24 protein-coding genes are annotated in these 25,461 nt (G+C 57.1%); 6 read left to right on the forward strand and 18 right to left on the reverse strand.

Annotation, left to right across the window (positions count from 1 at the left end; all coding sequences use genetic code 11):
- The 15 genes from M987_RS18325 to M987_RS18395 all read right to left on the reverse strand — a co-directional run bounded on the left by M987_RS18325 (position 1) and on the right by M987_RS18395 (position 12,643).
- Entirely contained in the window at positions 1-1,116 is a 1,116-nt protein-coding gene (locus tag M987_RS18325; protein ID WP_014070599.1) for a muconate cycloisomerase family protein, read from the reverse strand.
- Positions 1,100-1,879 (reverse strand): 3-oxoadipate enol-lactonase, encoded by a 780-nt coding sequence (gene pcaD / locus M987_RS18330; RefSeq protein ID WP_014070600.1) that lies wholly within the window; start codon positions 1,877-1,879, stop codon positions 1,100-1,102. The genes M987_RS18325 and pcaD overlap by 17 nt, the downstream gene beginning before the upstream one ends.
- 12 nt (positions 1,880-1,891) lie before the next feature.
- Complete coding sequence (locus M987_RS18335) at positions 1,892-2,554, reverse strand: 3-oxoacid CoA-transferase subunit B (RefSeq protein ID WP_014070601.1); 663 nt, start codon at positions 2,552-2,554, stop codon at positions 1,892-1,894.
- A complete protein-coding gene (locus M987_RS18340) occupies positions 2,551-3,234 on the reverse strand; it encodes a 3-oxoacid CoA-transferase subunit A (RefSeq protein ID WP_014070602.1) in 684 nt (227 codons plus the stop codon). Before M987_RS18340 ends, M987_RS18335 begins: the two co-directional genes overlap by 4 nt.
- Positions 3,231-4,484: an MFS transporter gene (locus M987_RS18345; RefSeq protein WP_041162237.1), complete on the reverse strand. Its 1,254-nt coding sequence runs from the start codon at positions 4,482-4,484 to the stop codon at positions 3,231-3,233. Before M987_RS18345 ends, M987_RS18340 begins: the two co-directional genes overlap by 4 nt.
- Before the next feature lie 90 nt (positions 4,485-4,574).
- Positions 4,575-5,069 carry a flavin reductase gene (locus tag M987_RS18350; RefSeq protein ID WP_014070604.1) on the reverse strand — a complete coding sequence of 165 codons (495 nt, stop codon included), beginning with the start codon at positions 5,067-5,069 and terminating at the stop codon, positions 4,575-4,577.
- A 10-nt stretch (positions 5,070-5,079) separates the two neighbouring features.
- On the reverse strand, positions 5,080-6,012 hold the full coding sequence (locus tag M987_RS18355; RefSeq protein WP_014070605.1) for a PDR/VanB family oxidoreductase: 933 nt from the start codon (positions 6,010-6,012) through the stop codon (positions 5,080-5,082).
- 9 nt (positions 6,013-6,021) lie between these two features.
- Positions 6,022-6,756 (reverse strand): SDR family NAD(P)-dependent oxidoreductase, encoded by a 735-nt coding sequence (locus M987_RS18360; protein WP_014070606.1) that lies wholly within the window; start codon positions 6,754-6,756, stop codon positions 6,022-6,024.
- 10 nt (positions 6,757-6,766) lie between these two features.
- A complete protein-coding gene (locus M987_RS18365; protein ID WP_041162238.1) occupies positions 6,767-7,246 on the reverse strand; it encodes an aromatic-ring-hydroxylating dioxygenase subunit beta in 480 nt (159 codons plus the stop codon).
- A complete protein-coding gene (locus M987_RS18370; protein WP_014070608.1) occupies positions 7,246-8,559 on the reverse strand; it encodes an aromatic ring-hydroxylating oxygenase subunit alpha in 1,314 nt (437 codons plus the stop codon). The genes M987_RS18365 and M987_RS18370 overlap by 1 nt, the downstream gene beginning before the upstream one ends.
- A gap of 19 nt (positions 8,560-8,578) precedes the next feature.
- Entirely contained in the window at positions 8,579-9,091 is a 513-nt protein-coding gene (locus tag M987_RS18375) for a nuclear transport factor 2 family protein (RefSeq protein ID WP_014070609.1), read from the reverse strand.
- 11 nt (positions 9,092-9,102) lie between these two features.
- Positions 9,103-9,462, reverse strand: a complete 360-nt coding sequence (locus M987_RS18380; RefSeq protein WP_014070610.1) for a hypothetical protein — start codon at positions 9,460-9,462, stop codon at positions 9,103-9,105.
- A gap of 22 nt (positions 9,463-9,484) precedes the next feature.
- Positions 9,485-10,612 carry an acyl-CoA dehydrogenase family protein gene (locus M987_RS18385; RefSeq protein WP_014070611.1) on the reverse strand — a complete coding sequence of 376 codons (1,128 nt, stop codon included), beginning with the start codon at positions 10,610-10,612 and terminating at the stop codon, positions 9,485-9,487.
- Positions 10,613-10,711: 99 nt separating this feature from the next.
- Entirely contained in the window at positions 10,712-11,836 is a 1,125-nt protein-coding gene (locus M987_RS18390) for an amidase (protein WP_014070612.1), read from the reverse strand.
- Between the two features lie 333 nt (positions 11,837-12,169).
- Entirely contained in the window at positions 12,170-12,643 is a 474-nt protein-coding gene (locus tag M987_RS18395; protein ID WP_014070613.1) for a MarR family winged helix-turn-helix transcriptional regulator, read from the reverse strand.
- Between the two features lie 265 nt (positions 12,644-12,908).
- Here M987_RS18395 and hpaX point away from each other — a divergent pair, with 265 nt between their 5' ends.
- The 4 genes from hpaX (at position 12,909) to gap (ending at position 17,748) form a co-directional block, all read left to right on the forward strand.
- Complete coding sequence (gene hpaX / locus M987_RS18400; RefSeq protein ID WP_014070614.1) at positions 12,909-14,297, forward strand: 4-hydroxyphenylacetate permease; 1,389 nt, start codon at positions 12,909-12,911, stop codon at positions 14,295-14,297.
- Between the two features lie 132 nt (positions 14,298-14,429).
- Complete coding sequence (locus M987_RS18405) at positions 14,430-15,626, forward strand: DUF2235 domain-containing protein (RefSeq protein ID WP_014070615.1); 1,197 nt, start codon at positions 14,430-14,432, stop codon at positions 15,624-15,626.
- Between the two features lie 52 nt (positions 15,627-15,678).
- Positions 15,679-16,659 carry a GlxA family transcriptional regulator gene (locus tag M987_RS18410; protein ID WP_014070616.1) on the forward strand — a complete coding sequence of 327 codons (981 nt, stop codon included), beginning with the start codon at positions 15,679-15,681 and terminating at the stop codon, positions 16,657-16,659.
- Positions 16,660-16,737: 78 nt separating this feature from the next.
- Entirely contained in the window at positions 16,738-17,748 is a 1,011-nt protein-coding gene (gene gap, locus M987_RS18415; RefSeq protein ID WP_014070617.1) for a type I glyceraldehyde-3-phosphate dehydrogenase, read from the forward strand.
- Positions 17,749-18,179: 431 nt separating this feature from the next.
- Here the strand turns inward: gap and M987_RS18420 are convergent, their stop codons facing one another.
- A complete protein-coding gene (locus M987_RS18420) occupies positions 18,180-19,370 on the reverse strand; it encodes an MFS transporter (protein ID WP_014070618.1) in 1,191 nt (396 codons plus the stop codon).
- 116 nt (positions 19,371-19,486) lie between these two features.
- On the opposite strand from M987_RS18420, the gene M987_RS18425 reads away from it, so the two are divergent.
- Positions 19,487-20,443, forward strand: coding sequence for an AraC family transcriptional regulator (locus M987_RS18425; protein WP_014070619.1), 957 nt, complete (start codon positions 19,487-19,489; stop codon positions 20,441-20,443).
- A gap of 13 nt (positions 20,444-20,456) precedes the next feature.
- Here the strand turns inward: M987_RS18425 and M987_RS18430 are convergent, their stop codons facing one another.
- Both M987_RS18430 and M987_RS18435 read right to left on the reverse strand, forming a co-directional pair.
- On the reverse strand, positions 20,457-21,839 hold the full coding sequence (locus tag M987_RS18430) for a carbohydrate porin (RefSeq protein WP_014070620.1): 1,383 nt from the start codon (positions 21,837-21,839) through the stop codon (positions 20,457-20,459).
- Between the two features lie 97 nt (positions 21,840-21,936).
- Positions 21,937-23,295: a glycoside-pentoside-hexuronide (GPH):cation symporter gene (locus M987_RS18435; RefSeq protein ID WP_014070621.1), complete on the reverse strand. Its 1,359-nt coding sequence runs from the start codon at positions 23,293-23,295 to the stop codon at positions 21,937-21,939.
- A gap of 355 nt (positions 23,296-23,650) precedes the next feature.
- Between M987_RS18435 and M987_RS18440 the strand changes: the two genes are divergently transcribed.
- Entirely contained in the window at positions 23,651-25,336 is a 1,686-nt protein-coding gene (locus M987_RS18440; protein ID WP_014070622.1) for an alpha,alpha-trehalase, read from the forward strand.
- Positions 25,337-25,461 lie beyond the last annotated feature (125 nt).

Genomic DNA, 25,461 nt, shown 5'->3' on the forward strand with positions numbered 1-25,461 from the left:
TTACTGGCGCGCGTAATGGCGCAATTTATCGTCATCAATCTCAATACCCAGCCCCGGGCCTTGCGGTACGCTCACCTGCCCCTGGCTGAAATCAAGCGGGCGCACCACGATGTCGTCTTTCAGTAGCAGCGGGCCAAACATCTCCGTACCCCACTGCATCCTGACCGTTGACCAGGCATGGAGTGAGGCAACCGTTCCCAGCGAGCCTTCCAGCATGGTGCCGCCATAGAGCGCCACGCCTGCCGCCTGGGCCACCTGAGCCAGCTTCAGCGCCTGCACCGGGCCGCCCGCTTTGGCGATCTTCAGCGCATAAGCGCCCGTGAAGCCGCCACGTGCCAGGGCGTAACCGTCATGGCGCGTAGCCACCGCCTCGTCCGCCAGAATCGGTACCTCAAAGCGCTGGCTGAGAGTGATTAACCCCTGCGTGTTCCACAGCGGGATCGGCTGCTCCACGAGGTCGATCCCCCCGTCCTGCAACTGGCGCATTCCCTTCATTGCGGTGGTGAGATCCCAGGCCTGGTTCACGTCCACCCGAATGCTGACCTCATCCCCCAGCGCGGCCTTGATTGCCAGCGCGTGACGAACATCTGTTGCCAGTTCGCGGGCGCCAATTTTGAGTTTGAAAGCATTGTGTCGGCCTTCCGCCAGCAGGCGTTTCCCCTCTTCAATGTCTTTGTTGGTATCACCACTCGCCAGCGTCCAGAGCACCGGCAGCCGTTCGCACAGTGCGCCACCCAGCAACGTGCTGACGGGCACGCCAAGGGCTATTCCCTGCGCATCAAGAAATGCGGTTTCGAGGGCGGACTTCGCAAAGGTATTGCCCTTCACGCTGGCGTTCATGGTTTCGGCCAGCGCCGCCGGGCCGCTGAAGCTTTGCCCGCACAGCAGCGGTGCCAGATAGGTTTCAATGGCTGATTTAATCGCCTCCGGGCTTTCGGCCCCATAGCTCAGGCCGCCAATGGTGGTGGCTTCGCCCCAGCCCACCACGCCCTGCGCACAGGTCATGCGCACGATGGTGAGCGTCTGGCAGCCCATAGTGGTCATCGACAGCTTATGCGGCCGAATGGTCGGGATATCCACCAGCCAGCAGGCGATGGATTCAATCGTGATGCTCATGTTCTGCTCCGGCAGTTAAGAAAGAGATGATGTGCTGGCTGAATGCCTCAGCGCAGGCGACGTTAGAAAGATGCGAGGCGGGAAGCGCCAGGTAGTGCGCGTGCGGGGCTTCCACCACCAGCCATTCGGCGTCGTGCGTAGTGGTCACCGGGTCGTCTTCTCCGGCAATCACCAGCATCGGGCGCTGCATGGCGGGCACCTCATCGCGCAGGTCGGCGCGGGCCAGTGCTTCACAACAGGCGGCATAACCCTCTGTGGGCGTGTGGGCCAGGGTAGTCACCAGCTTTTCCACCACCGCCGGATGAGCCTGACGAAATGCTGGCGTAAACCAGCGGTCGGCAGCGCTGGCGGCCACGGGCGCCATACCCTGCTCGCGCACCAGGTTTGCGCGCTGCAACCACCCGCTGGTTTCGCCAATTCTGGCGGCGGTGTTTGCCACCACCAGACGGTGAAAACGCCCTGCTGCGTGGCGGTTGAGCCACAGCCCGGTGAGGCCGCCCAGGGATATACCGCAGAAAAAGGCGCGCTCCACGCCAAGATGGTTGAGCAGTGAAATGACATCCTGCCCAAGCGTGGCCAGGCTGAGATCATGCTGTGCTAACGGTGAACGGCCGTGCCCGCGCGTGTTGTAACGCAGCACGCGAAAGTGCTGCGTCAGGGCGGGCAGCTGCGCCTGCCACATCTCCCATGTGGTACCCAGCGAGTTCGAGAGCACCAGTAGCGGTAACGTGCTGTCGCCATCCAGTCGATATTCGAGATCCATCGTCACCCTCCGTTACGCCATGGCATCGTCAATCTGTAACGCGAACGTCAGTGCAACGGGCGTGACAGATTGCAGATAGTCGGCAGTGATATCGCCGAACAGCTCGCGGACCACCACACCGCTGTTGGTGATATCCATTACCGCCATGTCGGTATAAATGCGGTCAATACAGGCCATCCCGGTAAGCGGGTAAGTACAGGCTTTGACGATTTTGCAGGCACCGTTTTTGGTCAGGTGTTCAGTCATCACAAACACTTTTTTCGCGCCAATCGCCAGATCCATCGCCCCGCCCACGGCAGGAATGGATGACGATTCACCGGTGCTCCAGTTCGCCAGGTCGCCACGCTCCGACACCTGATACGCTCCCAGCACGCAGATATCGAGATGGCCGCCGCGCATCATGGTGAAGGAGTCGCCATGGTGGAAATAACAGCCGCCCGCCAGCAGCGTGACGGGCTGTTTTCCGGCGTTGATGAGCTCGGGGTCTTCCTCTCCCTGTGCGGGCGCTGGCCCCATGCCGAGAATGCCGTTTTCGCTGTGCAGGAATATTTCACGGTCGGGCGGAAGGTAGTTCGCAATTTGCGTGGGCATCCCGATGCCGAGGTTGACGTACGCCCCTTCCGGGATATCACGCGCAATACGCTGCGCCAGCTGCTGATGGGTTAATTTATTCACGCAGACTCCTTAAGCGCCGCCGCAACCGTCACCACGCGCTGCACAAAAATCCCCGGCGTGACAACGGCTTCGGGATCAAGCTCGCCGAGCGCGACGGTTTCACTCACCTGCGCAATGGTGCAGGCCGCCGCGGTAGCCATAATCGGGCCGAAGTTGCGCCCGGTTTTGTCGAACACCAGATTGCCCCAGCGGTCGGCCTTCAGCGCCTTGATCAGGGCAAAGTCGGCTTTCAGGGGCGTTTCGAACACATAATCTTTGCCGTCGATACGGCGAGTCTCTTTGCCCTGTGCCAGCTCCGTGCCGAACCCGGTTGGCGTGAAGATGCCCCCCAGACCCGAGCCGCCCGCCTGGATCCTCGCCGCAAGGTTGCCCTGCGGCACCAGCTCCAGAGTCACTTCTCCGCGACGATAGAGGTCGTCGAACACCCAGGAGTCCACCTGGCGCGGGAAGGAGCAGATCACCTTTTTCACGCAGCCGGCTTTCAGCAGCGCCGCCAGGCCGTAGTCGCCATTGCCTGCGTTATTACTGATGAGCGTCAGCCCGCGTGGCTTACGGCGGATCAGCGCGTCCAGCAGCTCCGACGGTTGCCCCGCCGGGCCAAAGCCGCCCACCATCACCACCGCGCCATCGAACACGTCCGCCACCGCGCTGTCGATGTCCGTCATCCTTTTATCAATCATTGTTTTTCCTCGTGTTGAGACGGCAGGCTACGTAGCGCAACCCACGCCAGAAGTGCGTAGACCACCAGTAAAATGGAGACCGGCCAGGCAGCGTCGAACTCGATAAGCAACGCTACCGCCAGCATCGGCCCTAATCCGCCGGAGAAAATCGACCCCACCTCATGTCCCAGCGCCAGCCCGGAGTAGCGCACCCGCACCGGGAAAAGATCGCTCATGATGCAGGGCTGCGTGCCAATCATCGCCCCGTGGCAGAACGGCAGGCCGAGGAACATGGCCAGCATGATCGCGCCATAGCTCCCGGTTGAAAGCAGCCAGAAGAACGGAAAGGCCATCACCAGCAGACCAATCACGCCGATGTAATAAACCGGTTTGAGGCCGATGCGATCCGACAGCGCGCCCCAGAACAGAATGGAGAAAAACTCCACCAGCATCGCCAGGGTCACGGCGCTGATGATGTCCCCGGTACTGATGCCGATGTGTTTGGCATACACCACGGAGAAGGTGAAAAAGATGTACGACGCGCCGTTTTCCGGCAGACGCAGGGCGATGGCCTGTAGCAGCGCTTTCGGGTGTTCACGCACCAGAACCAGCAGCGGAATTTTTTCGTGTTTCTCTTGCGGCTTCGCCTGGGTAAATGCCTTGCTTTCGCGGATGTTTTTACGGATGTACACCCCGACCAGAAAGATGACGATGCTCAGCAGGAACGGCACGCGCCAGCCCCAGGACATAAAGTCGGACTCCGGGAGTTTTTGCACCAGCCAGAAGGCAAATGCCGACAGTACGAACCCACCCGAAACCCCCATCTGGCTCCACGCGGTGTAGAACCCCCGCCGCGATGCCGGTGCATTTTCGCTCAGCATCAGCACGCCGCCGCCCCACTCGCCGCCCGAGGCCACCCCCTGTAAAAAGCGCAGAATTATCAGCGTCAGCGGTGCCCAGATGCCAACCTGGCTATAGACCGGCAGCAGACCAATCACAAACGTGGTCGCCCCCATCAGCGTTAAGGTCATGATCAGCGTCATCTTGCGGCTGTAGCGGTCACCCAGGTGACCAAAGACGATGCCACCCAGCGGACGCGCCAGAAAGCCGACCGCAAAACCGGAAAACGCCAGCAGCGTCCCCTGAAGGGGATCGCCGCTGACCGGGAAGAACAGCGGCCCAAAGACCAGCGCCGCTGCGGTGCCATAGAGGAAAAAGTCATACCACTCGAGCGCATTCCCCAATACCGAGGCAATCACCAGCTTGCGCATCTGGCCCGCATCCTGGTTCACCCCGGTGGTGATGTTGTTTTCTGTGACGACATTGCTCATTACGCACTCCCCTGCATTCGGGAAAAAGGCTTAAGCCTCAATGTCATGCCCGACGGCATGGTAACGACGGTTGAAATAGACCAGTCCGCGCGGCTGTTCGCTGATGCGAATGGCCTGCACCTGGCAGTAAAAGACCGAGTGACTGCCGACTTCATGGCAATCGGCAATCAGGCAGTCGAAACTGGCCACTGAGGAACTCAGCACCGGCGCGCCGCTGCTCATCACCTGCCAGTTGTCATGCAGAAAACGCTGGTCCGAGCGCAGGCTGGCGTTGGCAAACACGCCGGATAACTCCTGATGGCTACTGGAGAGCACGTTGACGCACAACACCCCGTTGCGGCGAAAGTGTTCGTGGGCGTAAGAGTTGCGGTTCATACAGACCAGCAGGGTTGGTGGCTGATCGGTCACGCTACAGACGGCAGAGGCGGTGAAGCCAAACTTGCCCGCCGGGCCGTCGGTGGTGATCACCGATACCGCGCTGCCGAGCTGTGCCATCGCATTACGAAATTCAGTTTGCAGAGTCATGGGTGTCCCCTTACAGATCGATAACTAAACGCCCGCACTTCGCGCGGGAACAGCACAGCAGGATTTGATCGCCGTCGGCTTTCTCTTCATCGGTGAGATAGTGGTCACGATGATCCACATCCCCTTCCAGCACATCGGTTAAACAGCTGCCGCAGATCCCCTGCTTGCAGGAGACATTCACCTTCAGCCCGGCCTGGGCCAGGGCTTCGACAATGGTCTGGTTTTCCAGCACCTTCACGGTGATCCCACTGGTGGCCGCCACCACATCAAAGGCTGAGCCGCCGGTTTGCACCTCAGCGCTAAAACATTCCTGATGGATTTGGCCCGACGAGTACCCCAGGGTTTGCGCCTGTTCGGTGACGGCATCCATCAGCCGCGTGGGGCCGCACACGTACACGTGGGTTTCCGCAGGCACATCGGTCAGCACCGCCGCCAGATCCAGGCGTTGTTCGTTGCTGAAGTGCATCTGCACCTGTGATGCGTAAGAGGCACGTTCCAGCTGTGGGACAAACGCCGCCTGCGCACGTGAGCGGGCGCAGTAGTGCAGCGTGAAAGCGCGCCCGGCGGCGTGCAGCTCGGCGGCCATCGCCAGCATCGGCGTGACCCCAATTCCCCCGCCAATCAGCAGGGTGTGCGCCGCACGCTCTTCCAGCTCAAACAGATTGCGCGGCTCGCTGACCGCAATGGCATCGCCTTCACGCAGGGCATGTACCGCAAGGGATCCGCCCTTTGAGCGCCCTTCTTTCAGAATGCCCAGCTGATAATGCTGCCGGTCCTGCGGATCGCCACAAAGGGAGTACGGACGGACCAGTTCGGCGCTGAGATGCAGGTCGATATGAGCCCCCGCGCGAAACGCCGGCAGTGCGATGCCCTCTGAATGCGCCAGGGTCAGCAACACCACGTCGCCCTGCACCTCGCGTCGGATAACCTGTAATGTCAGCATGTTCACTCCTTAACGCATAAACAGACCGCCATTGATGTCCCAGGTCGCCCCGGTGACAAACGACGCCTGGGGTGAAGCCAGCAACGCAACGGCCTGAGCGACAAACTCCGCCTCGCCCAGTTTGCCCACCGGGATCATTTGCAGCAGCCCGGCCATCTTCTCTTCCGGGACCAGCGCGTGAACGGTGGGCAGATCCATCGGGCCCGGTGCGATGGCATTCACCGTCACGCCGGATTTGCTCAGTTCGCGGGCAAAGACTTTGGTCAGCGTTAAAATGCCGCCCTTGGACGCCGCATAGTGCGCCCCGGATGCCGTGCCCCCGTTTTGCCCGGCCAGGGACGCAAGGTTGATGATTCGGCCATAGCCCCGGCCGGCGAAATAGCGCCCCATCGTCTGACACCCGACAAAGGTGCCGCGCAGATTGGTGGAGATCACCCGGTCGAATTCGTCGACGTTGATCTCCATCACCGGCGTGGCCAGCGTCAGCGCGGCGTTGTTCACCAGCACCTCCAGGCTGCCAAAGCGAGCGAGGGTGGCATCAAGCGCGCAGGCAAAATCCTGCGGCTGGCGGATGTCCAGCCCAAGCGCCAGCACCTTGCCGTTATCCAGTTCATCTGCCGCCTGCTGTGCGCGGTTTACGTCTACGTCGGTCAACACCACCTGATAACCCTGCTCCAGCAGCGTGGCGGCGATAACCTGTCCCAGACCGGCAGCAGCGCCGGTCACTAATACGGTTTGCGTCATGGTCAGCTCCTCAGAGGATGTAGCCGATGCTGTGCAGCACATCGTCGCTGTTCACCAGGCGGATCACCTTTTGCTGAATAAGCCAGCGGCCATCCTGCTGTTGGAGGTGCCAGGTAATGTCTGCCGCATAGTGGCGGCTGTGGCCTTTACGGTGCTCCCACAGGGACTGCGCCCCGCGCACCACAATGCTGTCCTCGGCGGATTCCAGCACGCGAAAGCGCGACAGGGTGCGCAAGGTACGGGCGCGTGGCGTAGTGGAAATCGACTCCCCGCTGTAAAGACGTTTCACGCGCTTTTCCCGCATGTGGTGATCGTCACAGGCGTAGTTAAGGGTGTTTTTAAAATCCGTTTCGGCCGGATCAATTGGCACTACGTACAGGCCATCGTGCTGCCACAGTTCAAGCCAGGTATTGAATTCGCCCTGGTCGAGCAAATCACCTTCGAGATTGATTACCGACATGGCGGTAAAGAGTGCTGAATCAGGCGTCATCATTGCGCGTTCTCCGTCATGAGCTTTTTCCACTGCTGGTAGGCGGCGCGCATCCCGGTTTCGGCGCTCACATCGCTGCGCCGACCATCGTCGGTGCGGTATTCCCCCGCCAGCCCACGGTTGAGCATGATCCAGAGATCGTTGCCCGAGGTGGCCCCGCGCTGAACGCGCTCCCAGGCTTCGGAGTCGTCCGGCGTGCCAAAGCCCATCGGCCCCTGAAAATGTTCGTGCAGACGCAGACGCGCCTGGTTGGCAATTTCCGGGCCGCCATCCATGGTGATCACCGCATGGTGAATTTCCGTTTCGTTGACGGACACCGGCTGAAGCACGCGGAAGAACGCCATCGAGCAGGCAATGTTTGGGAAGATATTGAGGTTAAAACCGGAGCCGCCGACCGCACGTACGATACGGCGAACCTGCTCTTCGTCGTGGTCTGCGCGCAGGGCGTCTGCCAGTTCGCTAAAGCGCTCCGGGATGGGCGCATCAAGGTTAGCGTCCAGATCCACCAGTTCCGGGATCATCACCATCACGCTGTGGCCGTTGCCTAAGTCTTCGACGTAGCCGCTGCCATCCACAAAATTCAGCATCTCTTCTGTTTGCTTATCGACCGAGCTTAAAAACGAACGGTGGACCACCGGGAAGTGGTAGCCGTCAGTGGTGTTTTCGAGCTGGATTTTCCAGTTGCCCGGGAAGCGGAAACGGTGCGCCGGGCCGGTTTTGATCGGGTAACCTGCCCCCTGTTTCATAAACAGATCCATCCACTTCTTCGCCACGCCGAGGAAATCCTCCAGCGGCTCAATCTGGTCGTTAAAGGTGGCGAAAATCATCCCGGCGTACTGTTCGGTACGTAGCGACACCAGCCCCAGCTCGCCTTTTTCCAGCTGGTCGGCGTAGCTTTCCGGGTGCGGCACGCCACGAAGGCTGCCGTCCAGCGCGTAGCCCCAGCCGTGATACGGGCAGACAAAGCTGTTGGTTTTGCCGCTGCGGTGTTCGCAAACGGTCGCGGCGCGATGACGACAGCGGTTCAGCAGGGTGTGTACCGTGCCTTTGCGATCGCGCACCACGATCACCGGCTGTGTGCCGATCTCGGTGGTTTTAAAACTGCCGGTGTCCGGGATTTCACTGGCGTGGGCGACCCAAACCCAGGTTTTGCTGAAGATCCTGTCCAGCTCCAGGCTGAACAGATCTTCCGAGGTGTACAGCGAGGTGTGTACCCGGTCGTGCTGCACCAGCGCCGCAATCTCCGTCGCCGTCGGCGTGGCTGGCGTGGTGGTATCGATATTCTTCACGTTGATGAGGTGATCGCATTGCATGTCCAGTCTCCTGCAAGTCTTATTTTTTATCCGGTACGGGAAGCACATCCGCCGCGTGCCAGTGATCAACCGGCCTGCTGAACAGATTGCGGGTCGTGAAATGGGCCATCACCATGGCGTGCTCATCGCGCACGAAGGTGACGCAGATTTCCGCCGCATTCAGGTGTGCCCCGCCGGCACTGAACGCCGAGGTTTGCAGCATCAGCCAGCGGCCCTTCAGCTGCCCGTCCGGCTCATGCCACAGCGCCTCAGAGCACAAAAAATGGGCGTTCATGGCAAAGTGCGCAGGCTTGCGCACGTAACCGGCCATCATGGTGACGATGGCCTCCCGCCCCAGATGACGCCCCAGGCGCGTGGCATAAGGTTCACCGATGCCCTCCCAGCAGGCATCAGCAGTAAACAAGGTGCCAATGGCCTGCACGGTTTCAGGGCTGTCGAGGCTGTCGCACAGGCGCATGTAGTCGCTAATACAAACGCGGGCGGCCTGGCTGTCTTCAAGCTGCTGTAAACGCAGCGCATCCTGGGCGTTCATCGCGGGCTCCGTTAGCTCTGGATAATCAGTTCACGGCCCACGCGGGCTTCGATTTTGCAGTACTTCCACAGCTTGCTGCCGCTGTCGCCTACCGGCGTGGTGCGGAACAGGTTGCAGACGGCCGCCACGTTTTCCAGGCACTCGGCATCTGCCAGCACGTAGGTGGTCCAGGGGGCGGTGGTCGATGGCCCGACCATCAGTTGGTCGTCATCCATGTTGCCGATAACCCGGATCCCCGGCGTCTCGTCGATGCCTTTCATCATCACGCCAAAGGCGGCCCAGACCTGTTTGGCTTCGGTCGCGCTGGCGTCAAAAAAGTTCTGATTCACCCCAATACAAAACAGCACGCGTAAGGTGGTTGACTGGCTCATGTGTTGCTCCTTTCGTTAAAAATCACAGGTAACCCGGCAGCGGTTTGCCACCGAAAAAGACCGTCCCGGCATTGAGGTACGAGAGGTCGCCCATAAAGGCGTGTTGGGTAATCACCATCGTGTCGCGCACGTAGCGTTGCAGCGGGCTACGCATGGTGACGCCGCCCATCCCGTTGAGCGCCAGCGTCTGACGCGCCACATCGGCGGCCACGCGGGTCACGTGCGTTGAGGAAAGACGTAGCGCGTTAATTTGTTCGCAGCTGGCATCATCGCCCGCCAGCAGTCGCTGCCACACGTCGTCGATGGCGTCGTAGAACCAGGCACGCGCTGAGCGCAGTTCCGCCTCGCAGCGGGCAATTTGCATCTGTGCCTGCGGCCGGTCGGCCAGACGCGGTGCACCGGTGACGGACTGCTGGCGATGGGCGATGGCGTAGATCTCGTTGAGTGCAGCACGCGCCACACCGAGCGCCACCACCGACAGCACCTGGGTCGCCAGAGAAAGCACCGGATAGCGATACAGAGGCCCTTCAAGGTTCAGAGCGCCGCCGCGAATAAAGGTCCATTCGTTCGGAACAAAGGCGTCGTTTACCACCAGGTCATGGCTGCCGGTCCCGGCCAGCCCGACGGTGTCCCAGACGGGATCGATCTGTACGCGTTCACGGGGAAGCACCGCCATGCGCGGCAGAGCCTGATCGCCTTCCGGTAAAATGCCCACGCCCAGTACCGTGGCCCCCATGCTGCCGCTGGCAAAGCTCCAGCGACCGCTCACACGATAACCACCATCGGCCTGGGTGGCTTTTTGGGTTGGGAAAATGCCGCCCGCGAAAACCACGTCCGGCCCGTCGCGATACAGTTCTTTCAGGGTGTCCGGCGGCAGTGCGCCCAGGTAAAACGGGCTCATGCCAAAGCTTGCCACCCATCCGGCTGAGCCATCGGCGGTAGAGATTTGTTCTATCAGCTCGCAAAACTGCGCCGGAGAGCATTCCTCCCCGCCGTACATTTTCGGCACCAGTGCGCGGTATACGCCCACTTCCCTGAAACGGGCGATCACATCGTCAGAAATATGGCGCTGGTGCTCAAAATCAGGGCTGCGTGCGGCAACATCATTCAGCAGCGAAACCAGCTCTTCACGAACCTGTACAGCAGACATAGCGACCTCCGAAAAGTTATCCGCGGCTGTCGCGAGGGCGAACGGGGCCGCAATGAGTCGTACTCACTGAGAAATCAGGAAAATGAAAACAGGGGGTGGCTAGTGGCGTCGTCGCGCCGTGAGCCATTCGGCGGCCTGCACCAGCAGGCCATCTTGCCCTTTGCGGGCGACCAGTTGCAGGGCCACAGGGCGGCCGTCGATCTCACCCACCGGTAGCGTGATTGCAGGATGTCCGCTCAGGTTGAACGGGCGCACCAGTCGGGTCAGATTGACGACAGTGAGTGGATCTTGTGCTTCCTGTAACGTGGGCGGCAGCTCTGGCAGCGTGGCCAGCGCCAGCAGCGGCGTCTGTTCGAGCACGGCATCAAGATGCTCGCTAAAGGCCACGCGGACCTTTTCTGCTAGCTCCAGCGCTTCGCGGCTCACGTTCGCACCAGCACGAATACGGGATGCCACATCCGGCGAGACGGCACCGCTTGCCAGCAGCGGGCCTAATGCCAGCCAGTTTTCATGGCTGATAAGCGTTAACCCCGCGCGGTGCGCCTCTTCCAGCAGTGGCAGCGTGATTTCCTGAGGCGAAACCCCAGCCTGAGAGAGTGCGTTAAGAATGCAGGCGTCGATATCAGGCTCCGCCGCCAGCACAAACGCCACCGGTGGCAGAGCATTCAGTGGGGCGTCAACCGGCACCGACAGGCGCGTCATGACCTGGCGCAGCACGGCGGCATCACGGGTGAAGACACCCACGCAATCGAGAGAGCTTTCGGCGGGCATGACACCCTGACGGCTTAACACGCCATAGCCTGGTTTAAGGCCCATCACGCCGCAGCAGGCCGCAGGCATCCGCACGGAGCCGCCGGTATCGGTGCCGAGTGAAAAATCCACCTCACCGGAGGCCACTACCGCCGCCGAGCCGCTGGATGATCCACCCGGGATCAGCGCCGGGAAGCGCGAGTTAACCGGTGTACCGCAGCGCGGATTGATGCCCGTTACCCCGAAGGCCAGTTCATGCAGCGTGGTTTTGCCCGTCAGTACGCAACGGTTTTCCAGTAATTGCGACACGACGCTTGCATGGCTGTGCGCGGCAGGCGACGTAGCCAGCGCCGGGCAACCCGCCTGGGTGCGGTATCCGGCGATATCCAGCGTGTCTTTGACGGCGAAGCGCAGATCGCCTTCGCCGAGGATAAACTGCTCAGTATAACCATTGCTCTCTGAAACTGGCTTCATGATTGACACCTTGACCAGAAATGTTGAATCACATTCAGGCTGACAGTCATTGCTGTCTTTTTGTCCTGACTAACGTTAAGTCAATCATGGAAGAATTAGATGAAAATTCAAGTAATGTTTCACGTTAATTTTACGTAACAGCAACATTTTATTAACCATTATAAATGAAGGGCCAATCATTCATGGTGATGAAAAATAAAGCAAAAAAGGCGAACTTGGCAAGAACCGCCGCTGCAATCACTTGCAACAGCGGTTGAATGAAAGGTGATGTTTTACAATGAGTTAAAACTAATTTCTACGCAGGTCACAAATTTGTCATTCGGTTTTTTTGCCTTAAAGCTCGTTGAGGTTATCGAGCACTTTTGCCAGGGAGAGGTTCATTTTAGCGACCTGATTACGGGTCATTCCTTTGAAGCCTTTTTCGAACACTTTGCCTGCCTGGGCCATGGCCTCTTCCACTTTTTGCCGCCCGGCGTCGGTGAGCATCACCTCGGTTACCCGGGCGTCATTTTCGCTACTGGCGGTGGTCACCAGGCCATCCTCCCGCAGCCGCCCGACGATTTTGGTCACCGTCGGCATTTTTGCCATCGCGTATTCAGAAATCTGCGAAATGCTCGCTTTGCCGTACTGGTGCGTCACCATCAGCACCCGGAAGCCAGAGACATCCAGCTGCGCTTTTTTCAGTGTAATTTCCATGATTTGCGTGTAGCGCGCATAGACATTAACAATCCAGTAGAAGGGAAATTCTTCACGATGAAAGGCAGGATCGGTGGCCTGTTCTTCGGCTGTTTTTTTTATATTACTCATGCGTTTCCTTACCAAAAAAAGCGGCAGATAACGCGATTATACCCTGCGAATCTGTGACGGCTATAGCACCATTGCCGCCTGCAAAACCCCTGGCGGCGATCCGGGGAGCTTTGGGTGCGATCCTTGTCTCATTATGATTCACAAATGCTATGCAATTAACAAATATGTATCATTTTTTGAACATTAATTTGACGCTTCATATGGCGATTTTCTATACGTTAGCCGACCTGCACACTCATACTAAAAAACGCAATGTGGAGCTTTCATGAACGATAATGCCTCTGTAGAACAGACCCAGAACGGAACGCTGGCCCCGCCAGCCACGGGAGATACCACTCTGGATCCCCGCCAGCAAGCCGTCATCAAAAAGCTGTTCCGCCGTTTAATTGTTTTTTTATTTATTCTGTTCGTCTTTTCCTACCTCGACCGCATCAACATTGGCTTTGCCGGGTTAACGATGGGCAAAGATCTGGGGCTGACCAGCACCATGTTTGGCCTGGCCACCACCCTGTTTTACGTGATGTATGTGATTTGCGGGATCCCCAGCAACGTGATGCTGAGTATTGTCGGCGCGCGCCGCTGGATTGCCATCCTGATGGTTATCTGGGGAATTGCCTCCACCGCCACCATGTTCGCCACCGGGCCAAACAGCCTTTACGTGCTGCGAATGCTGGTGGGGATTGCCGAAGCCGGTTTCTTGCCCGGTTTGTTGCTCTATTTAACCTACTGGTTCCCGGCGCACTATCGCGCCCGCGCCAACGCGCTGTTTATGATTGCGATGCCGGTGACCATGGCGCTGGGGTCGCTGGCCTCCGGGTATATTTTGAATATGGACGGTTTGCTGAACCTGAAAGGCTGGCAGTGGCTGTTCCTGCTGGAAGGGTTCCCGTCCGTGCTGCTGGGCCTGGTGGTGTGGTTCTGGCTGGACGATAGCCCGGCGAAAGCCAAATGGTTAACGGATGATGACAAAGCCTGCCTGAAAGAGATGCTGGAGGCGGACAAAGTGGCGGTGCAAAAGACTCAGCTTGCTGCAAACACCGCGCCAGTGGCGCAGCGCAGCCTGGCGCGCGAACTCTTTACCCCGGTCATTATCCTCTACACCGTGGCTTACTTCTGCCTGACCAATACCCTTAGCGCGCTGAGCGTCTGGACGCCGCTGATTTTGCGCAGTATTAACGAAGCCAGCAGCAACGTGACCATCGGCATTCTGAGCGCCATTCCACAGGTCTGTACCATCGTGGCGATGGTCTGGTGGAGTAAGCGTTCGGACAGGCTGAATGAACGTAAGATTCACACCCTGCTCCCCTATCTGTTTGCGGCCGCAGGCTGGATGTTAACCGCCACCAGCACCACGCCACTGTTCCAGTTCACCGGGATAGTGATGGCCTCTGCCGGTGCCTTTGCCGCAATGGTGATTTTCTGGACCACGCCGGACCGGTTTATCTCCGTACGCGCCCGTGCGGTGGGCATTGCGGTGATCAACGCCACCGGGATGACCGGCGCAGCGCTTGGCCCGCTGCTGATGGGCCTGATGAAAGACGCCACGGGGAATTTCAATGCAGGGATCTTTATGGTGGCCGGATTCCTGGTGCTGGGGGCGGTGATTATCGCTGCGATCCCAATGGCAAAAAACACGGCACAACCCGCGCATTAAGCACAGCCCGGACCCGAAACGGTATGTATCGTTTCGGGTTTTAATCGCAAAGATCATCAATACTCATGAGGGTTAGCACCGCTAACTACGCCGAAAATTGGGTGGTATTCCCGTTATGTGAGAAAACACATCATGAGTAAAAACATTATCTTTTGTGCTGATGGTACGTGGAATGGGCCGAATAACGACGACAACAAGGACGATATTCCCGATTACACAAACGTTTTACGGCTGTTTAATGAGCTGGATGGCACCGCCGATACTCCCGATATGTTTGTGCGCAATGAGCAGGAAAAAACCCTGCGAAATAAATCGGGGGTTGTTTTGCAGGTCAGTAAGTACATTCATGGCGTGGGGGATTCAAATAACTGGCTTGATAAAATGCTGGGCGGCGTGTTTGGTGCGGGGATCATTGAACGCATTGTGCGTGGATATACCTTCATCTGCCGTAATTACGACAGAGATGATGATATCTTTCTTATCGGGTTTAGCCGGGGAGCCTACACGGCACGGGCTCTGGCAGGGATGATTGGTGAATGTGGGCTGCTGGATAAAAGCAAAATCGACCTCACTGACAAAGAGGAAGCCTACCGTCTGGGAACTGCGGTATGGCGGCAGTACCGGCAAAAAACCAACGTTGACGGTTCGCTGTTAGACCGAATTATCCGCGATGCCCCGATGTTTTTGCATGAGCAGGTTGATCCGAACAAGATTATCTATTATGTGCCGATTAAAGCCGTGACCGTCTGGGAAACCGTGGGTTCATTGGGTATTCCTGAATATATTAAAGACGCCCGCATCGACGCTTTTAAATTTGCCAGCACCGCGCTCGGGGATCACGTCAAATATGGCCGACAGGCCATTGCCATTGATGAAATGCGTCTGGATTTTACCCCCACCTTTTGGGACAAGCGCGACAATATCGTGCAGCTCTATTTCCCGGGGATTCACGCGGATGTCGGTGGCGGTTACAGCAGCACCAATAATGGAACCGGATTATCAAACGGCGCTTATCTGTGGATCCGCACCGAGCTGGGTCAGCTTGGCGTGCATCTGGATCCTGTGCAGGTCAACGTTGATTTCAAAGGACCTATCCATTGCGAGTGGTACCAGATACCTTACAAGCTGGGCGTCCGACAGCTTCGACGTCCCGACAGCCCGGACCTTGCTATCCACAGCTCAGCGGTATCGAGAATGGCCTGGCCGACTCCGCTTCCCGTCCAGGATAACACCGGGATGTGGGGGGCGCAGCTGTATCGTCCGGCGTCGATACAGCCTTATGTCAATGCCAGCTGGCAACCGCTGAACGGGATTGTTATCCATCCCTGATTAAGCACAGCTGCTTCTTGACTTATTTTGCGATAAAGGTACTTTTCAGGACATGAAGAAGATCCTGATTATCGTCCCGGATGGCGGCATGTTGTTTGAAGCCGCCGGTATCGCCGACATTTTAATGCAGGCCAACCGGCTGCACCCGGAAGGCCTGCAACATCCCTGCTATCGCATTATTATCGCCACCACCCAGCCCCACCAGGTGATCCACGGCCAGTCCGGGTTAAACCTGCTGGCGGACTACCGCCTGCCGGAGCTTGATCCTCGCGAGCCGCTCGACACCATCATCATTACCGGACGCGGGATGAACGAACTGGAGAGCACCGCAGTGGTCGACTGGCTGCATCTCGCTGCACCGCACGCGCGCCGTGTGGCGTCGATTTGCGGCGGTGCGATGCTGCTGGCGCAGACCGGTTTGCTCGACGGCCGACGAGCAACGACCCACTGGCGGCTGCTGGAAACCATGCAGGCCACCTACCCTAAAATTAACGTCGAAGGCGGGCCACTGTACATTCAGGATGGCCCGATATGGACATCCGGCGGCGTTAGCTCTGGCTTTGACCTGACGCTGGCGCTGGTTGAAGATGATTACGGATTTAGCCTTGCGCGTGACGTTGCGCAGGACATGGTGATGTACCTGCGCCGCCCCGGCGGGCAGCTTCAGTTCAGCCGCTATAACCTGCATCAGCCGGGCGCTTCCGGACCGATAAATGAACTGCAACGCTGGATCCTGCAACATCTCACCGCTGACCTGTGCGTTGAAAATCTGGCGGAAAAAGTCGCCATGAGCCCGCGTAACTTTACCCGTGTGTTCACCCGGGAAACCGGTGCGTCCCCTGCGCGGTATGTCACCGAGGCACGCCTCGCGGCGGCACGACAGCTACTGGAACAAACGACAGAGCCCCTGGATCGCATTGCCGAAAAAAGTGGTTTTGGCAGCAGCATCAACCTGCGCCGGGTGTTTGAAAAGCAGCTCCACCTCACCCCGGGCGAATACCGCCAGCGTTTTCACTGTCGTAAGATGGCGTAATGTGATCCTTTTTTGTCATTTACGCCATTTCACCTAAAGCCTACATTGACTCCAGACAACACAGATAAGGAGTTAATCATGGTTAAGGTCGGTATTAATGGCTTCGGCAGGATCGGACGTAATTTCTTACGCGCTGCGCTGGGTAACCCGGATATTCAGATTGCGGCGATTAACGATCTGACGGACAGCAAAACCCTCGCCCATTTACTGAAATACGATTCCTTGCTCGGTACGTTACCGGTTTCTGTTGAAGCAGCAGACGGCGCATTGCAGGTCGATGGCCAGCGCATCAGGGTGTTTAGCGAGCGTGACCCGGCAAACATTCGCTGGCGTGATGTGGGCGTAGACGTGGTTATCGAAGCGACCGGATTTTTCACCGAGCGCGAAAAAGCGGCGGTACATATCACCAGTGGCGGCGCGAAACGCGTCATTATCTCGGCCCCGGGCAAGAACGATGACCTGACGGTGGTGATGGGCGTTAATCACGGGAATTACGACCCGGCACAGCACTTCGTCGTCAGTAACGGGAGCTGCACCACCAACGGGCTGGCACCGGCGGCGCAGGTATTGCATCAGACATTTGGTATCGAACACGGGCTGATGAATACCACCCACGCGTACACCAACAGCCAGGCATTGCACGACCAGCCGGAAAAAGATCTGCGCGGCGCGCGGGCTGCGGCCCTGTCGATTGTGCCTTACTCCAGCGGTGCGGCAAAAGCGCTTGGCAAGGTCATTCCCGAGCTGGATGGCAAGCTGACGGGGTATTCACTCCGCGTACCGGTTCCGGTGGTGTCGATTGTGGATTTAACGGTAACTCTGAGTCGTAACGTGACCGCTGAAGAGGTTAACGCCGCCTTCCGGGAAGCCGCCGCCAGCGGGCCGCTGAAAGGGATCCTGGGTTATAGCGATGAGCCGCTGGTATCAAGCGATTATCAGGGTGACCCACGTTCCTCCATTATCGATGGTCTTTCCACGCTGGTGATTGGCGGTAATATGGTCAAGATCCTCGCGTGGTATGACAACGAATGGGGATTCTCGAATCGCCTGGTAGACCTGGCCGTGCTGATGGATAAGAAAGGGTTGTAATCCGACTACACTTGCCGGGCCTGTCGATCCCCTCTCCCTTTTGGGGAGAGGGTTAGGGTGAGGGGGAACATGCGGCTCAGGTGGTTGTTCCGTTCACCTCACGTTCCCTGCTTCTCTTTCACCACAATACTTGTGAACGTGTCAGGGCGGCTCAGTCGCCACCGCCCTGACCACCCGGGCTCCCGGCGGGAAAATCGCCGCTTCGCGGTGCCCTCAGTGTTTGCTCCAGGCTTATCGGGGACGGGCGGAGGTAACATCCCTGTAAAGCCGCCCTCGCCGCGCATCCATGCGCGTCGCCCCGGCCTTCCGTAAACGCTTCGGCGATTTTCAGCCGGAACAGGGCGTCGCTTTTAGTTTTTCGTCTTTACTCGCAATGGCATCGCTGTACTTCTTAAACACTCGATCGCTTCCCTCAGCCCTGTGGGAGAGAGTTAGGCTGTGGGCTTCACCTTGACACCCATAAACACAATCACCATTGCCGTCACCAGCAGCAGGCCGCTTCCGGCAAACACGCCGCTGGCACCATTGAGATCAAATACCGCTCCGCCGCCAGCTGCACCCGCACTGATGGCCAACTGGATAGACGCCACCAGCAGCCCCCCTGCACTTTCTGCTTCATCCGGCACGGTGGTGGCAAGCCATGTTGACCAGCCGACCGGCACCAGCCCAAACGCAAAGCCCCAGAGCGCCACCAGTAAACCATCCAGCATCGCCAGGTGCCCGAAGGCGACCATCATCAGCGCCAGGATCCCCATTGCAAACGGGACTAACGCCAGCGTCAGGCGCAGATTTCGCGCCAGCAGATGTCCGGCAATTGACGTACCGATAAAGTTCGCCACGCCAAAGCCCAGCAGGATCAGAGAGATGCTCTCAACGCTTGCCTGCCCTACGGTTTCAAGGAACGGACGCAGATAGGTGAAGAAGGCAAAGTGACCGCTGAAAATCAGGATAGTCGCCAGCATTCCGCCAATCATGCCAGGGCGGCGCAGCACGCGGAACAACGTCCCCAGGCTACCGCTGCTTTCTGGCTTCATGGAGGGCAGCACCCACAGCTGCCAGAGCAGCGCCAGCATACTTGGCAGAATGCAGAGAATAAAAACGTTACGCCAGCCAATAAGGCTACCGAGATAGCTGCCCAGCGGGGCGGCAACCACCGTGGCGATCGACACGCTGGAGAAAATCACCGCCAGCGCTTTCGGCACTTTATCGGCAGGCACCAGACGCATCGCCGTGGCGGTAGACATCGCCCAGAAACCACCGATGGCAACCCCCAGAAGCAGACGCCCCAGCAACAACACGTGCAGGGTTGGCGCAAAGGCAACCAGCAGGCTGGAGATGATTTGCAGCACCGAGAAAAACATCAATACCCAGCGTCTGTCGATACTTTTGGTGGCCGAGGTAATCAGCAGCCCGGTGACGAGTGCCACCAGCGCCGTTGCGGTCACGGCTTGTCCGGCCATTCCCTCGCTGACACCAAGACTGGCCGCCATCGGCGTCAGTAAACTGGCGGGTAAAAACTCTGCCGTGATCAGGCCAAAAACCCCCAGACCCAGTGAATAGACTGCTCGCCAGGCAGGCTTTGCGGGTGCTATAGCCTCTCTCGCCGCGACACATGAATTCATGTGTTATTCTCCCGTTAGAAAAATGTGACAACTGTCGCAAAAGCATAGTGAGTTCCCCATGGACGATCTATGACATATAATCTCTGATTATTGATAATTCGTCCGAAAGTGAAGACATGAGCAACCAGTCACCCGATTTGATCAGTGAGCTCCTACGTGGAATGCGCCTTTCCGGTGTGAAATATCGCCGTATTGAAGCCAGCTCTCCCTTTGGCGTGGCGTTCCATCAGGCACCCGGCAAAGCGCAATTCCACTTTGTGAGCCATGGCTCTGCGCTGCTGCGCATGGAGAGTGGTACGACGTTTACGCTGAGTGGCGGTGACGCGCTGTTCATCCCAAACGGCAACGCTCACGCCCTGCTTTCTGACGAACATGCCGACATCACGCCGGTGAGCGCGTTTCCCAGTGAACCGATTTGCAACTCCGTCTGTGCTATCACCTGTGAACCCTGCCCGGACAGCGAGAACACCGTCATTTTCAGTGGATGCATGGATTTTGAGCTTGGCGGGATGCAGCCCCTGATCAAGGCGATGCCGGAAGTGATGATGGTGAGCCGCCTGATGTCCACCTGGCCGGAGATCCATCCGCTGCTCGCCGCAATGGAGCGAGAATCCATGACCCGACAGGTCGGTTTTGCTGGCATCCTGGCACGCCTTGCCGATGTGGTGGCGGCGCTGATTGTGCGTGGCTGGGTAGAAGCAGGATGCGGAAAAGCGACAGGATGGGTACAGGTGCTGCGCGACCCGCGTTTAAGTCGCGCGATCTATGCGATGCATCAACAACCGGGGGTAAACTGGAACGTGGCGGACCTGGCAAAAGAGGCCGGAACGTCGCGTTCCGTCTTCGCCGAGCGTTTTCTGTCGGCGACGGGTACCACACCAGCCAAATACCTATCTGAACTGCGGATGCGGCTGGCCATTCAGTATATTCGCCACGAACATCAGCCGCTCGAAACGGTCGCGCTGCGTCTGGGATATGGCTCACTTGCTGCGTTTAGCCGGGCGTTCAAGCGCATTGTCGGCCAGGCGCCCGGTTCACTGCGGGAAAGCAGCCAGACCCCGGAAGAGGTCTGACTGTCAGACGGTATCAGAAGTAGTATTTAAAGCGTACGCGGCCACCGTAACGGGAGTCGTTATTACCGTCCCCTTCGTTTGGATGTGCTTCAACCCAGGACGCATACGCGCCCAGATAGATATTGAAGTTCTTCATCTTCATGACGTTATCGAAGAGATAAGAGGCATGGATGGTGTGGATATCGTAATCACCCGGATCGGTGATCCAGCAGTCGTTGTCGCAATCGGCATTGAAACTGGTGGTGTTAAATTGGTCGATTTCGTTGTGCGCGTAGATATACCCCAGCTCGAACTTGCGCCATAAGCCGTTGATGCCCGCCGTAAAGTCTTTCTCATCCGTGGCGTCCATGTAGGCCGTATTCAGGTTTATCACCGTGCCATTTTCCGGATCGGCTTTCTGGCCGTTCCAGGTCATCGTCAGGCCGTAACCGGTACGATCGGACTGATCCACCCATTTGCCGTATGCATCACGATAGCCATAGGCGTTGTTCACCAGGTTGCTCTCCATCGCGATGGCGGTCGAGAAGCCCCCGCTTTGCCATGAGATAACCGGACGCACATAAGCCACGTTTTTCTCGTTATCGAGATCAATGCCGTGGTACTGCTTATCGACGAACAGCGTACTGCCGTTCTCGAGCAGCGTGTTGACCTCGAAATACCAGTTATCGACGGTTTTACTGAGCAGGAAGTTACCGCCGCTGTCACTACGCCCACGACCTTCTTTCATCATGTAGATGTAGCCGTAACCATCACTGTAAAGGTCGTTTGCCGTGTTGCCGGAATACTCGACGAAGGTATCCTGGTTCAGCGGGAACATGTCGTAGGCTTCAAAACGACCCACTTTTACCTGCCAGTCTTTTTCAGTTCCGAAGAAGAACACGGCATCATCAAGGTTCATTTTTCCGGTCAGATCGGCAAGCGGTTGCACGGAGAAACCGGCGAAATTGCCGTTATCCATTCGGCGATAACCGTCAAAACCGAGCAGCAGGCGGCCGTTGATATCCCAGCGCTCGTTGCTGCCAGGCGCCCAGTCTTTATTGGCCGAGGTTTTCATTGAAGTCAGGCTACCGGTTTTGCTGGCCGCATCCATATTAAATTCCACGTCACCGTAGAATTTAATATCGCCATAGCCTGATAACGTCAGTTTTGGTACAGCGGTTGCCGTTACAGGCTCCGCCGATTCCAGATTAACGCTTGCGGGTTTCTGCGCGGTAACAGCCTGTTGTTGCTGGAGAGCCTGAATTTGCGCTTCAGCCTGCGCTGCCCGGTTTTCTGCACTTTCCAGGCGAGCTTCCAGTTTCGCCAGTTTTTCTTCAAGGGTTGGGGTATTTTTTGCTGCGAAAGTGCCTGTGGTACAAAAAGCACTAATGACCAGAGCAATAGCCTTAACTCTCATGGATTCCATCCTCGTGTATTATTCATTACGTCCTGAGTTGTACTACCCTATGCCGGTAATACCGCTGTATTACCGGTTTAATACATCAATCGTTATGTTATTCCTTCGCGAATTCACCTTTATTCAAATCACGGACTACGCCGTTCATCACATTTTCAGTCAGTCCATAAAATTTAATGGAAAATGCTGTGAGTAAATAAAACAACGATGGGATGAAGGTGAATAACAGAATAACGCCCTGCACTGCGGATTCAGACTGTATTTCACTGTTTGATTCATAATTGAACCAGGCCAGTACCCATCCCAGAATTGCACCACCGACGGCAACACCCAATTTAATAACAAAAATATTGGCAGCGACATTCATGCCCGTTATTCGACGCTGCGTTTTCCATTCGCCATAGTTATTTGCATCGGTGATCATTGACCACTGCAATGCTCCATTTCCACCCTGCACTATCTGAATCAGAACGTGAGCAATTAACGGAATAATCCAGAACTCCAGCGGGAGCCAGAAACACGCTACGCCGAGAGCGGCATTAAGAATATTGATCCAGAACGACAGTTTCACCTTACAAAAACGTGTTCCGAAGGGTTGCGCCAGTACCGAACCCAACATCGAAGCCAGCATTCCACCCAGCATAAAGAAGGAGATGATGTCCGCCCCTTTGTTCAGCACCGTGTTGACGAAATAGACCACGGCGCCACCGCGGATCACCACTGCGACCAGCATCATAAAGTTATAGACCGACAAAATGCGCCACTGGTCGTTACGAAACAGGATCTTAACGTCGCGGGCGATGTTAAGATTCTCTTCTTTAATAGGCTGAACCCGCTCTCTGGTGGTGAGAAAACAGGCCAGAAACATCAGGCAGCCAATCACGCCAAAAATGCCCATCGCCACCTGAATGCCGGTGGCACGATCGCCCGGGAAAAGATAATCCGCCAGCGGCAGAATGCAGGCTGTGCCCAGTGCGCCACCGATGGGGGTGATGGCAAAACGCCAGGACTGCAACGAGAGGTTTTCACGCGGGTCGGAGGTTAACGCCGCGCCGAGCGAACAGTAAGGGATATTAATAGCAGTATACATCAGGGTCATAAAGATATACGCCCCAACGGCATAATAGATTTTCCCGGTTTCGGTAAAATCAGGAATGGAATACACCAGAACGCAACTTACCGCAAAGGGAATGCATATTGCCAACAGCCACGGGCGAAAACGCCCCCAGCGCGTTGACGTGGCATCCGCAATGGCCCCCATTATCGGGTCGGTTATCGCATCTAATAACCGAACCAGCAGAAACATGGTTCCCATTACCGCAGGCGGCAGGCCGTATATATCGGTGTAGTAATAGGCAAGGATCGCCACTGACGAATCAAATACAATATGGCTTGCCGCATCCCCCAGACTATAACCTATTTTTTCTTTTACCGGAATTCGTTCGATTGCCGCCATAAATACCTCTCATTTTTCCAACCCGATGTTGTTGTCGGCGATAATCTCGCTGAGAGGCTCACGATTATCCATTATGTTTTTTCACTACAAGATTATGTTTTTTATTTTATGTGATCCTGACAATTAAAATAATGAAATGACCGCAATAGCGTGCTTCATTTTATATTAAATAATGCCGTAATTATTCTTCCGGTCAATATTTCAAATATTCCCACACCCATCTCAACGCAACGGTAAATTGTCTGAGTCTGCGAAAAATGGGATATTCGACACGCGAATCTCTCAATATTCGTCTAAGGTTTTCACGTGGTTGATGACAGCGGTCACGCTGCTCTGCAAATACAGGAGAGAACCGATGATAAGACCTCATATGCGCCACCCTACACTTTTATCGCTCGCACTTGGCGGCGCACTGCTGGGCGTTACCGTATCTGGCTACGCGGAAGACAAGGTTACCGGCCAGTCGACGCCCCCTGACATACTGCTCGGGCCCCTTTTTAACGATGTCCAGAGCGCCAAACTCTTTCCCGATCAAAAGACCTTTGCCGATGCCGTTCCCAAAAGCGATCCCCTGACTATCCTGGCGGATTACCGGATGCAGCACACCCAGTCCGGCTTCGACCTGCGGCATTTTGTAGAAATGAATTTTACCCTGCCGACAGAAGGCGAAAAATACGTTCCGCCGTCAGGACAGAGTTTGCGGGCGCATATCGACGGGCTGTGGCCGGTACTGACACGCACCACTGACAAAGCCAGCAAATGGGATTCTTTGCTGCCGCTGCCAAAACCTTACGTGGTGCCCGGCGGGCGTTTTCGCGAGGTGTATTACTGGGACAGTTATTTCACCATGCTCGGGCTGGCGGAAAGCGGCCACTGGGACAAAATCAGCGATATGGTGGACAACTTTGCCTATGAAATTGATACCTGGGGGCATATCCCGAACGGCAACCGCAGCTATTACCTGAGCCGCTCGCAGCCACCGTTTTTCGCTCTGATGGTTGAGCTTTTAGCCACGCATGACAGCGACGCGCTGAAAAAATATCGCCCACAAATGGAAAAAGAGTACCGGTACTGGATGGACGGCGTGGACGCACTTCAGCCGGGGCAGGCCAATAAGCGAGTGGTGAAACTGGACGACGGCGCCATCCTTAACCGCTACTGGGACGACCGTGATACACCGCGTCCGGAGTCCTGGCTTGATGATGTCACCACCGCCAAAAGCAACCCTAACCGCCCGGCAACGGAGATCTATCGCGATCTGCGTTCTGCTGCGGCATCCGGCTGGGATTTCAGCTCCCGCTGGATGGATGATCCGCAAAAGCTTGGCACGATCCGCACCACCAGCATTGTGCCGGTCGATCTTAATGCGCTGATGTACAAGATGGAAAAACTGCTGGCCAAAGCCAGCCAGGATGCAGGGGATACAGCCAGTGCGACGAAATATGACGCCCTGGCAATCGCGCGCCAGAAAGCCATTGAGGGACATCTGTGGAATGAAAAAGAGGGCTGGTACGCCGATTACGATCTGAAAAGCAAAAAGGTGCGTAATCAGCTGACCGCTGCCGCCCTCTACCCGCTGTTTGTGAAAGCGGCGGCGCAGGATCGTGCGGATAAAGTGGCGGCTGCGGCCTCTGCGCGACTGTTAAAACCCGGCGGTATTTCGACGACCACGATCAACAGCGGGCAACAGTGGGATGCACCAAACGGTTGGGCGCCATTGCAGTGGGTCGCGACGGAAGGGTTGCAGAATTACGGGCAAGACAAGGTGGCCATGGATGTAACCTGGAGGTTCCTGAAAAATGTTCAGCATACCTACGATCGCGAGCAGAAACTGGTTGAGAAGTATGATGTTTCTACCACTGGCACAGGTGGCGGCGGCGGTGAGTATCCGTTGCAGGATGGGTTTGGCTGGAGCAACGGCGTGACGCTGAAAATGCTGGATTTGGTGTGTCCGAAAGAGAAGCCGTGCGAGAGTGTGCCGGAGAATCAGCCTGCGGCAAATGAGGAGGTCGCGGCTCCGGTGAAAAGTGTGGCGCAGTAGGTGGAGATTGTCGGGATTGGGGTGCTGGAGGTACATACGGCCAAAGTGGTCATTCCGTTCACTTTATGTTCCTTGCTACTCTGTCACCACATTACTCGTGAACGTGCCAGGGTGGCTCGCCACCA

Origin of the sequence: Enterobacter soli ATCC BAA-2102 (assembly GCF_001654845.1) — a bacterium.
Classification (GTDB): domain Bacteria; phylum Pseudomonadota; class Gammaproteobacteria; order Enterobacterales; family Enterobacteriaceae; genus Enterobacter; species Enterobacter soli.

What these genes read in the sequence shown, in the direction of transcription:
- M987_RS18325 (WP_014070599.1), bottom strand. Translation starts at nt 1,116, where the DNA reads ATGAGCATCACGATTGAATCCATCGCCTGCTGGCTGGTGGATATCCCG.
- pcaD (WP_014070600.1), bottom strand. Translation starts at nt 1,879, where the DNA reads ATGGATCTCGAATATCGACTGGATGGCGACAGCACGTTACCGCTACTG.
- M987_RS18340 (WP_014070602.1), bottom strand. Translation starts at nt 3,234, where the DNA reads ATGATTGATAAAAGGATGACGGACATCGACAGCGCGGTGGCGGACGTG.
- M987_RS18345 (WP_041162237.1), bottom strand. Translation starts at nt 4,484, where the DNA reads ATGCGCAAGCTGGTGATTGCCTCGGTATTGGGGAATGCGCTCGAGTGG.
- M987_RS18350 (WP_014070604.1), bottom strand. Translation starts at nt 5,069, where the DNA reads ATGACTCTGCAAACTGAATTTCGTAATGCGATGGCACAGCTCGGCAGC.
- M987_RS18355 (WP_014070605.1), bottom strand. Translation starts at nt 6,012, where the DNA reads ATGCTGACATTACAGGTTATCCGACGCGAGGTGCAGGGCGACGTGGTG.
- M987_RS18360 (WP_014070606.1), bottom strand. Translation starts at nt 6,756, where the DNA reads ATGACGCAAACCGTATTAGTGACCGGCGCTGCTGCCGGTCTGGGACAG.
- M987_RS18365 (WP_041162238.1), bottom strand. Translation starts at nt 7,246, where the DNA reads ATGACGCCTGATTCAGCACTCTTTACCGCCATGTCGGTAATCAATCTC.
- M987_RS18370 (WP_014070608.1), bottom strand. Translation starts at nt 8,559, where the DNA reads ATGCAATGCGATCACCTCATCAACGTGAAGAATATCGATACCACCACG.
- M987_RS18375 (WP_014070609.1), bottom strand. Translation starts at nt 9,091, where the DNA reads ATGAACGCCCAGGATGCGCTGCGTTTACAGCAGCTTGAAGACAGCCAG.
- M987_RS18380 (WP_014070610.1), bottom strand. Translation starts at nt 9,462, where the DNA reads ATGAGCCAGTCAACCACCTTACGCGTGCTGTTTTGTATTGGGGTGAAT.
- M987_RS18385 (WP_014070611.1), bottom strand. Translation starts at nt 10,612, where the DNA reads ATGTCTGCTGTACAGGTTCGTGAAGAGCTGGTTTCGCTGCTGAATGAT.
- M987_RS18390 (WP_014070612.1), bottom strand. Translation starts at nt 11,836, where the DNA reads ATGAAGCCAGTTTCAGAGAGCAATGGTTATACTGAGCAGTTTATCCTC.
- M987_RS18395 (WP_014070613.1), bottom strand. Translation starts at nt 12,643, where the DNA reads ATGAGTAATATAAAAAAAACAGCCGAAGAACAGGCCACCGATCCTGCC.
- hpaX (WP_014070614.1), top strand. Translation starts at nt 12,909, where the DNA reads ATGAACGATAATGCCTCTGTAGAACAGACCCAGAACGGAACGCTGGCC.
- M987_RS18405 (WP_014070615.1), top strand. Translation starts at nt 14,430, where the DNA reads ATGAGTAAAAACATTATCTTTTGTGCTGATGGTACGTGGAATGGGCCG.
- M987_RS18410 (WP_014070616.1), top strand. Translation starts at nt 15,679, where the DNA reads ATGAAGAAGATCCTGATTATCGTCCCGGATGGCGGCATGTTGTTTGAA.
- gap (WP_014070617.1), top strand. Translation starts at nt 16,738, where the DNA reads ATGGTTAAGGTCGGTATTAATGGCTTCGGCAGGATCGGACGTAATTTC.
- M987_RS18420 (WP_014070618.1), bottom strand. Translation starts at nt 19,370, where the DNA reads ATGAATTCATGTGTCGCGGCGAGAGAGGCTATAGCACCCGCAAAGCCT.
- M987_RS18425 (WP_014070619.1), top strand. Translation starts at nt 19,487, where the DNA reads ATGAGCAACCAGTCACCCGATTTGATCAGTGAGCTCCTACGTGGAATG.
- M987_RS18430 (WP_014070620.1), bottom strand. Translation starts at nt 21,839, where the DNA reads ATGAGAGTTAAGGCTATTGCTCTGGTCATTAGTGCTTTTTGTACCACA.
- M987_RS18435 (WP_014070621.1), bottom strand. Translation starts at nt 23,295, where the DNA reads ATGGCGGCAATCGAACGAATTCCGGTAAAAGAAAAAATAGGTTATAGT.
- M987_RS18440 (WP_014070622.1), top strand. Translation starts at nt 23,651, where the DNA reads ATGATAAGACCTCATATGCGCCACCCTACACTTTTATCGCTCGCACTT.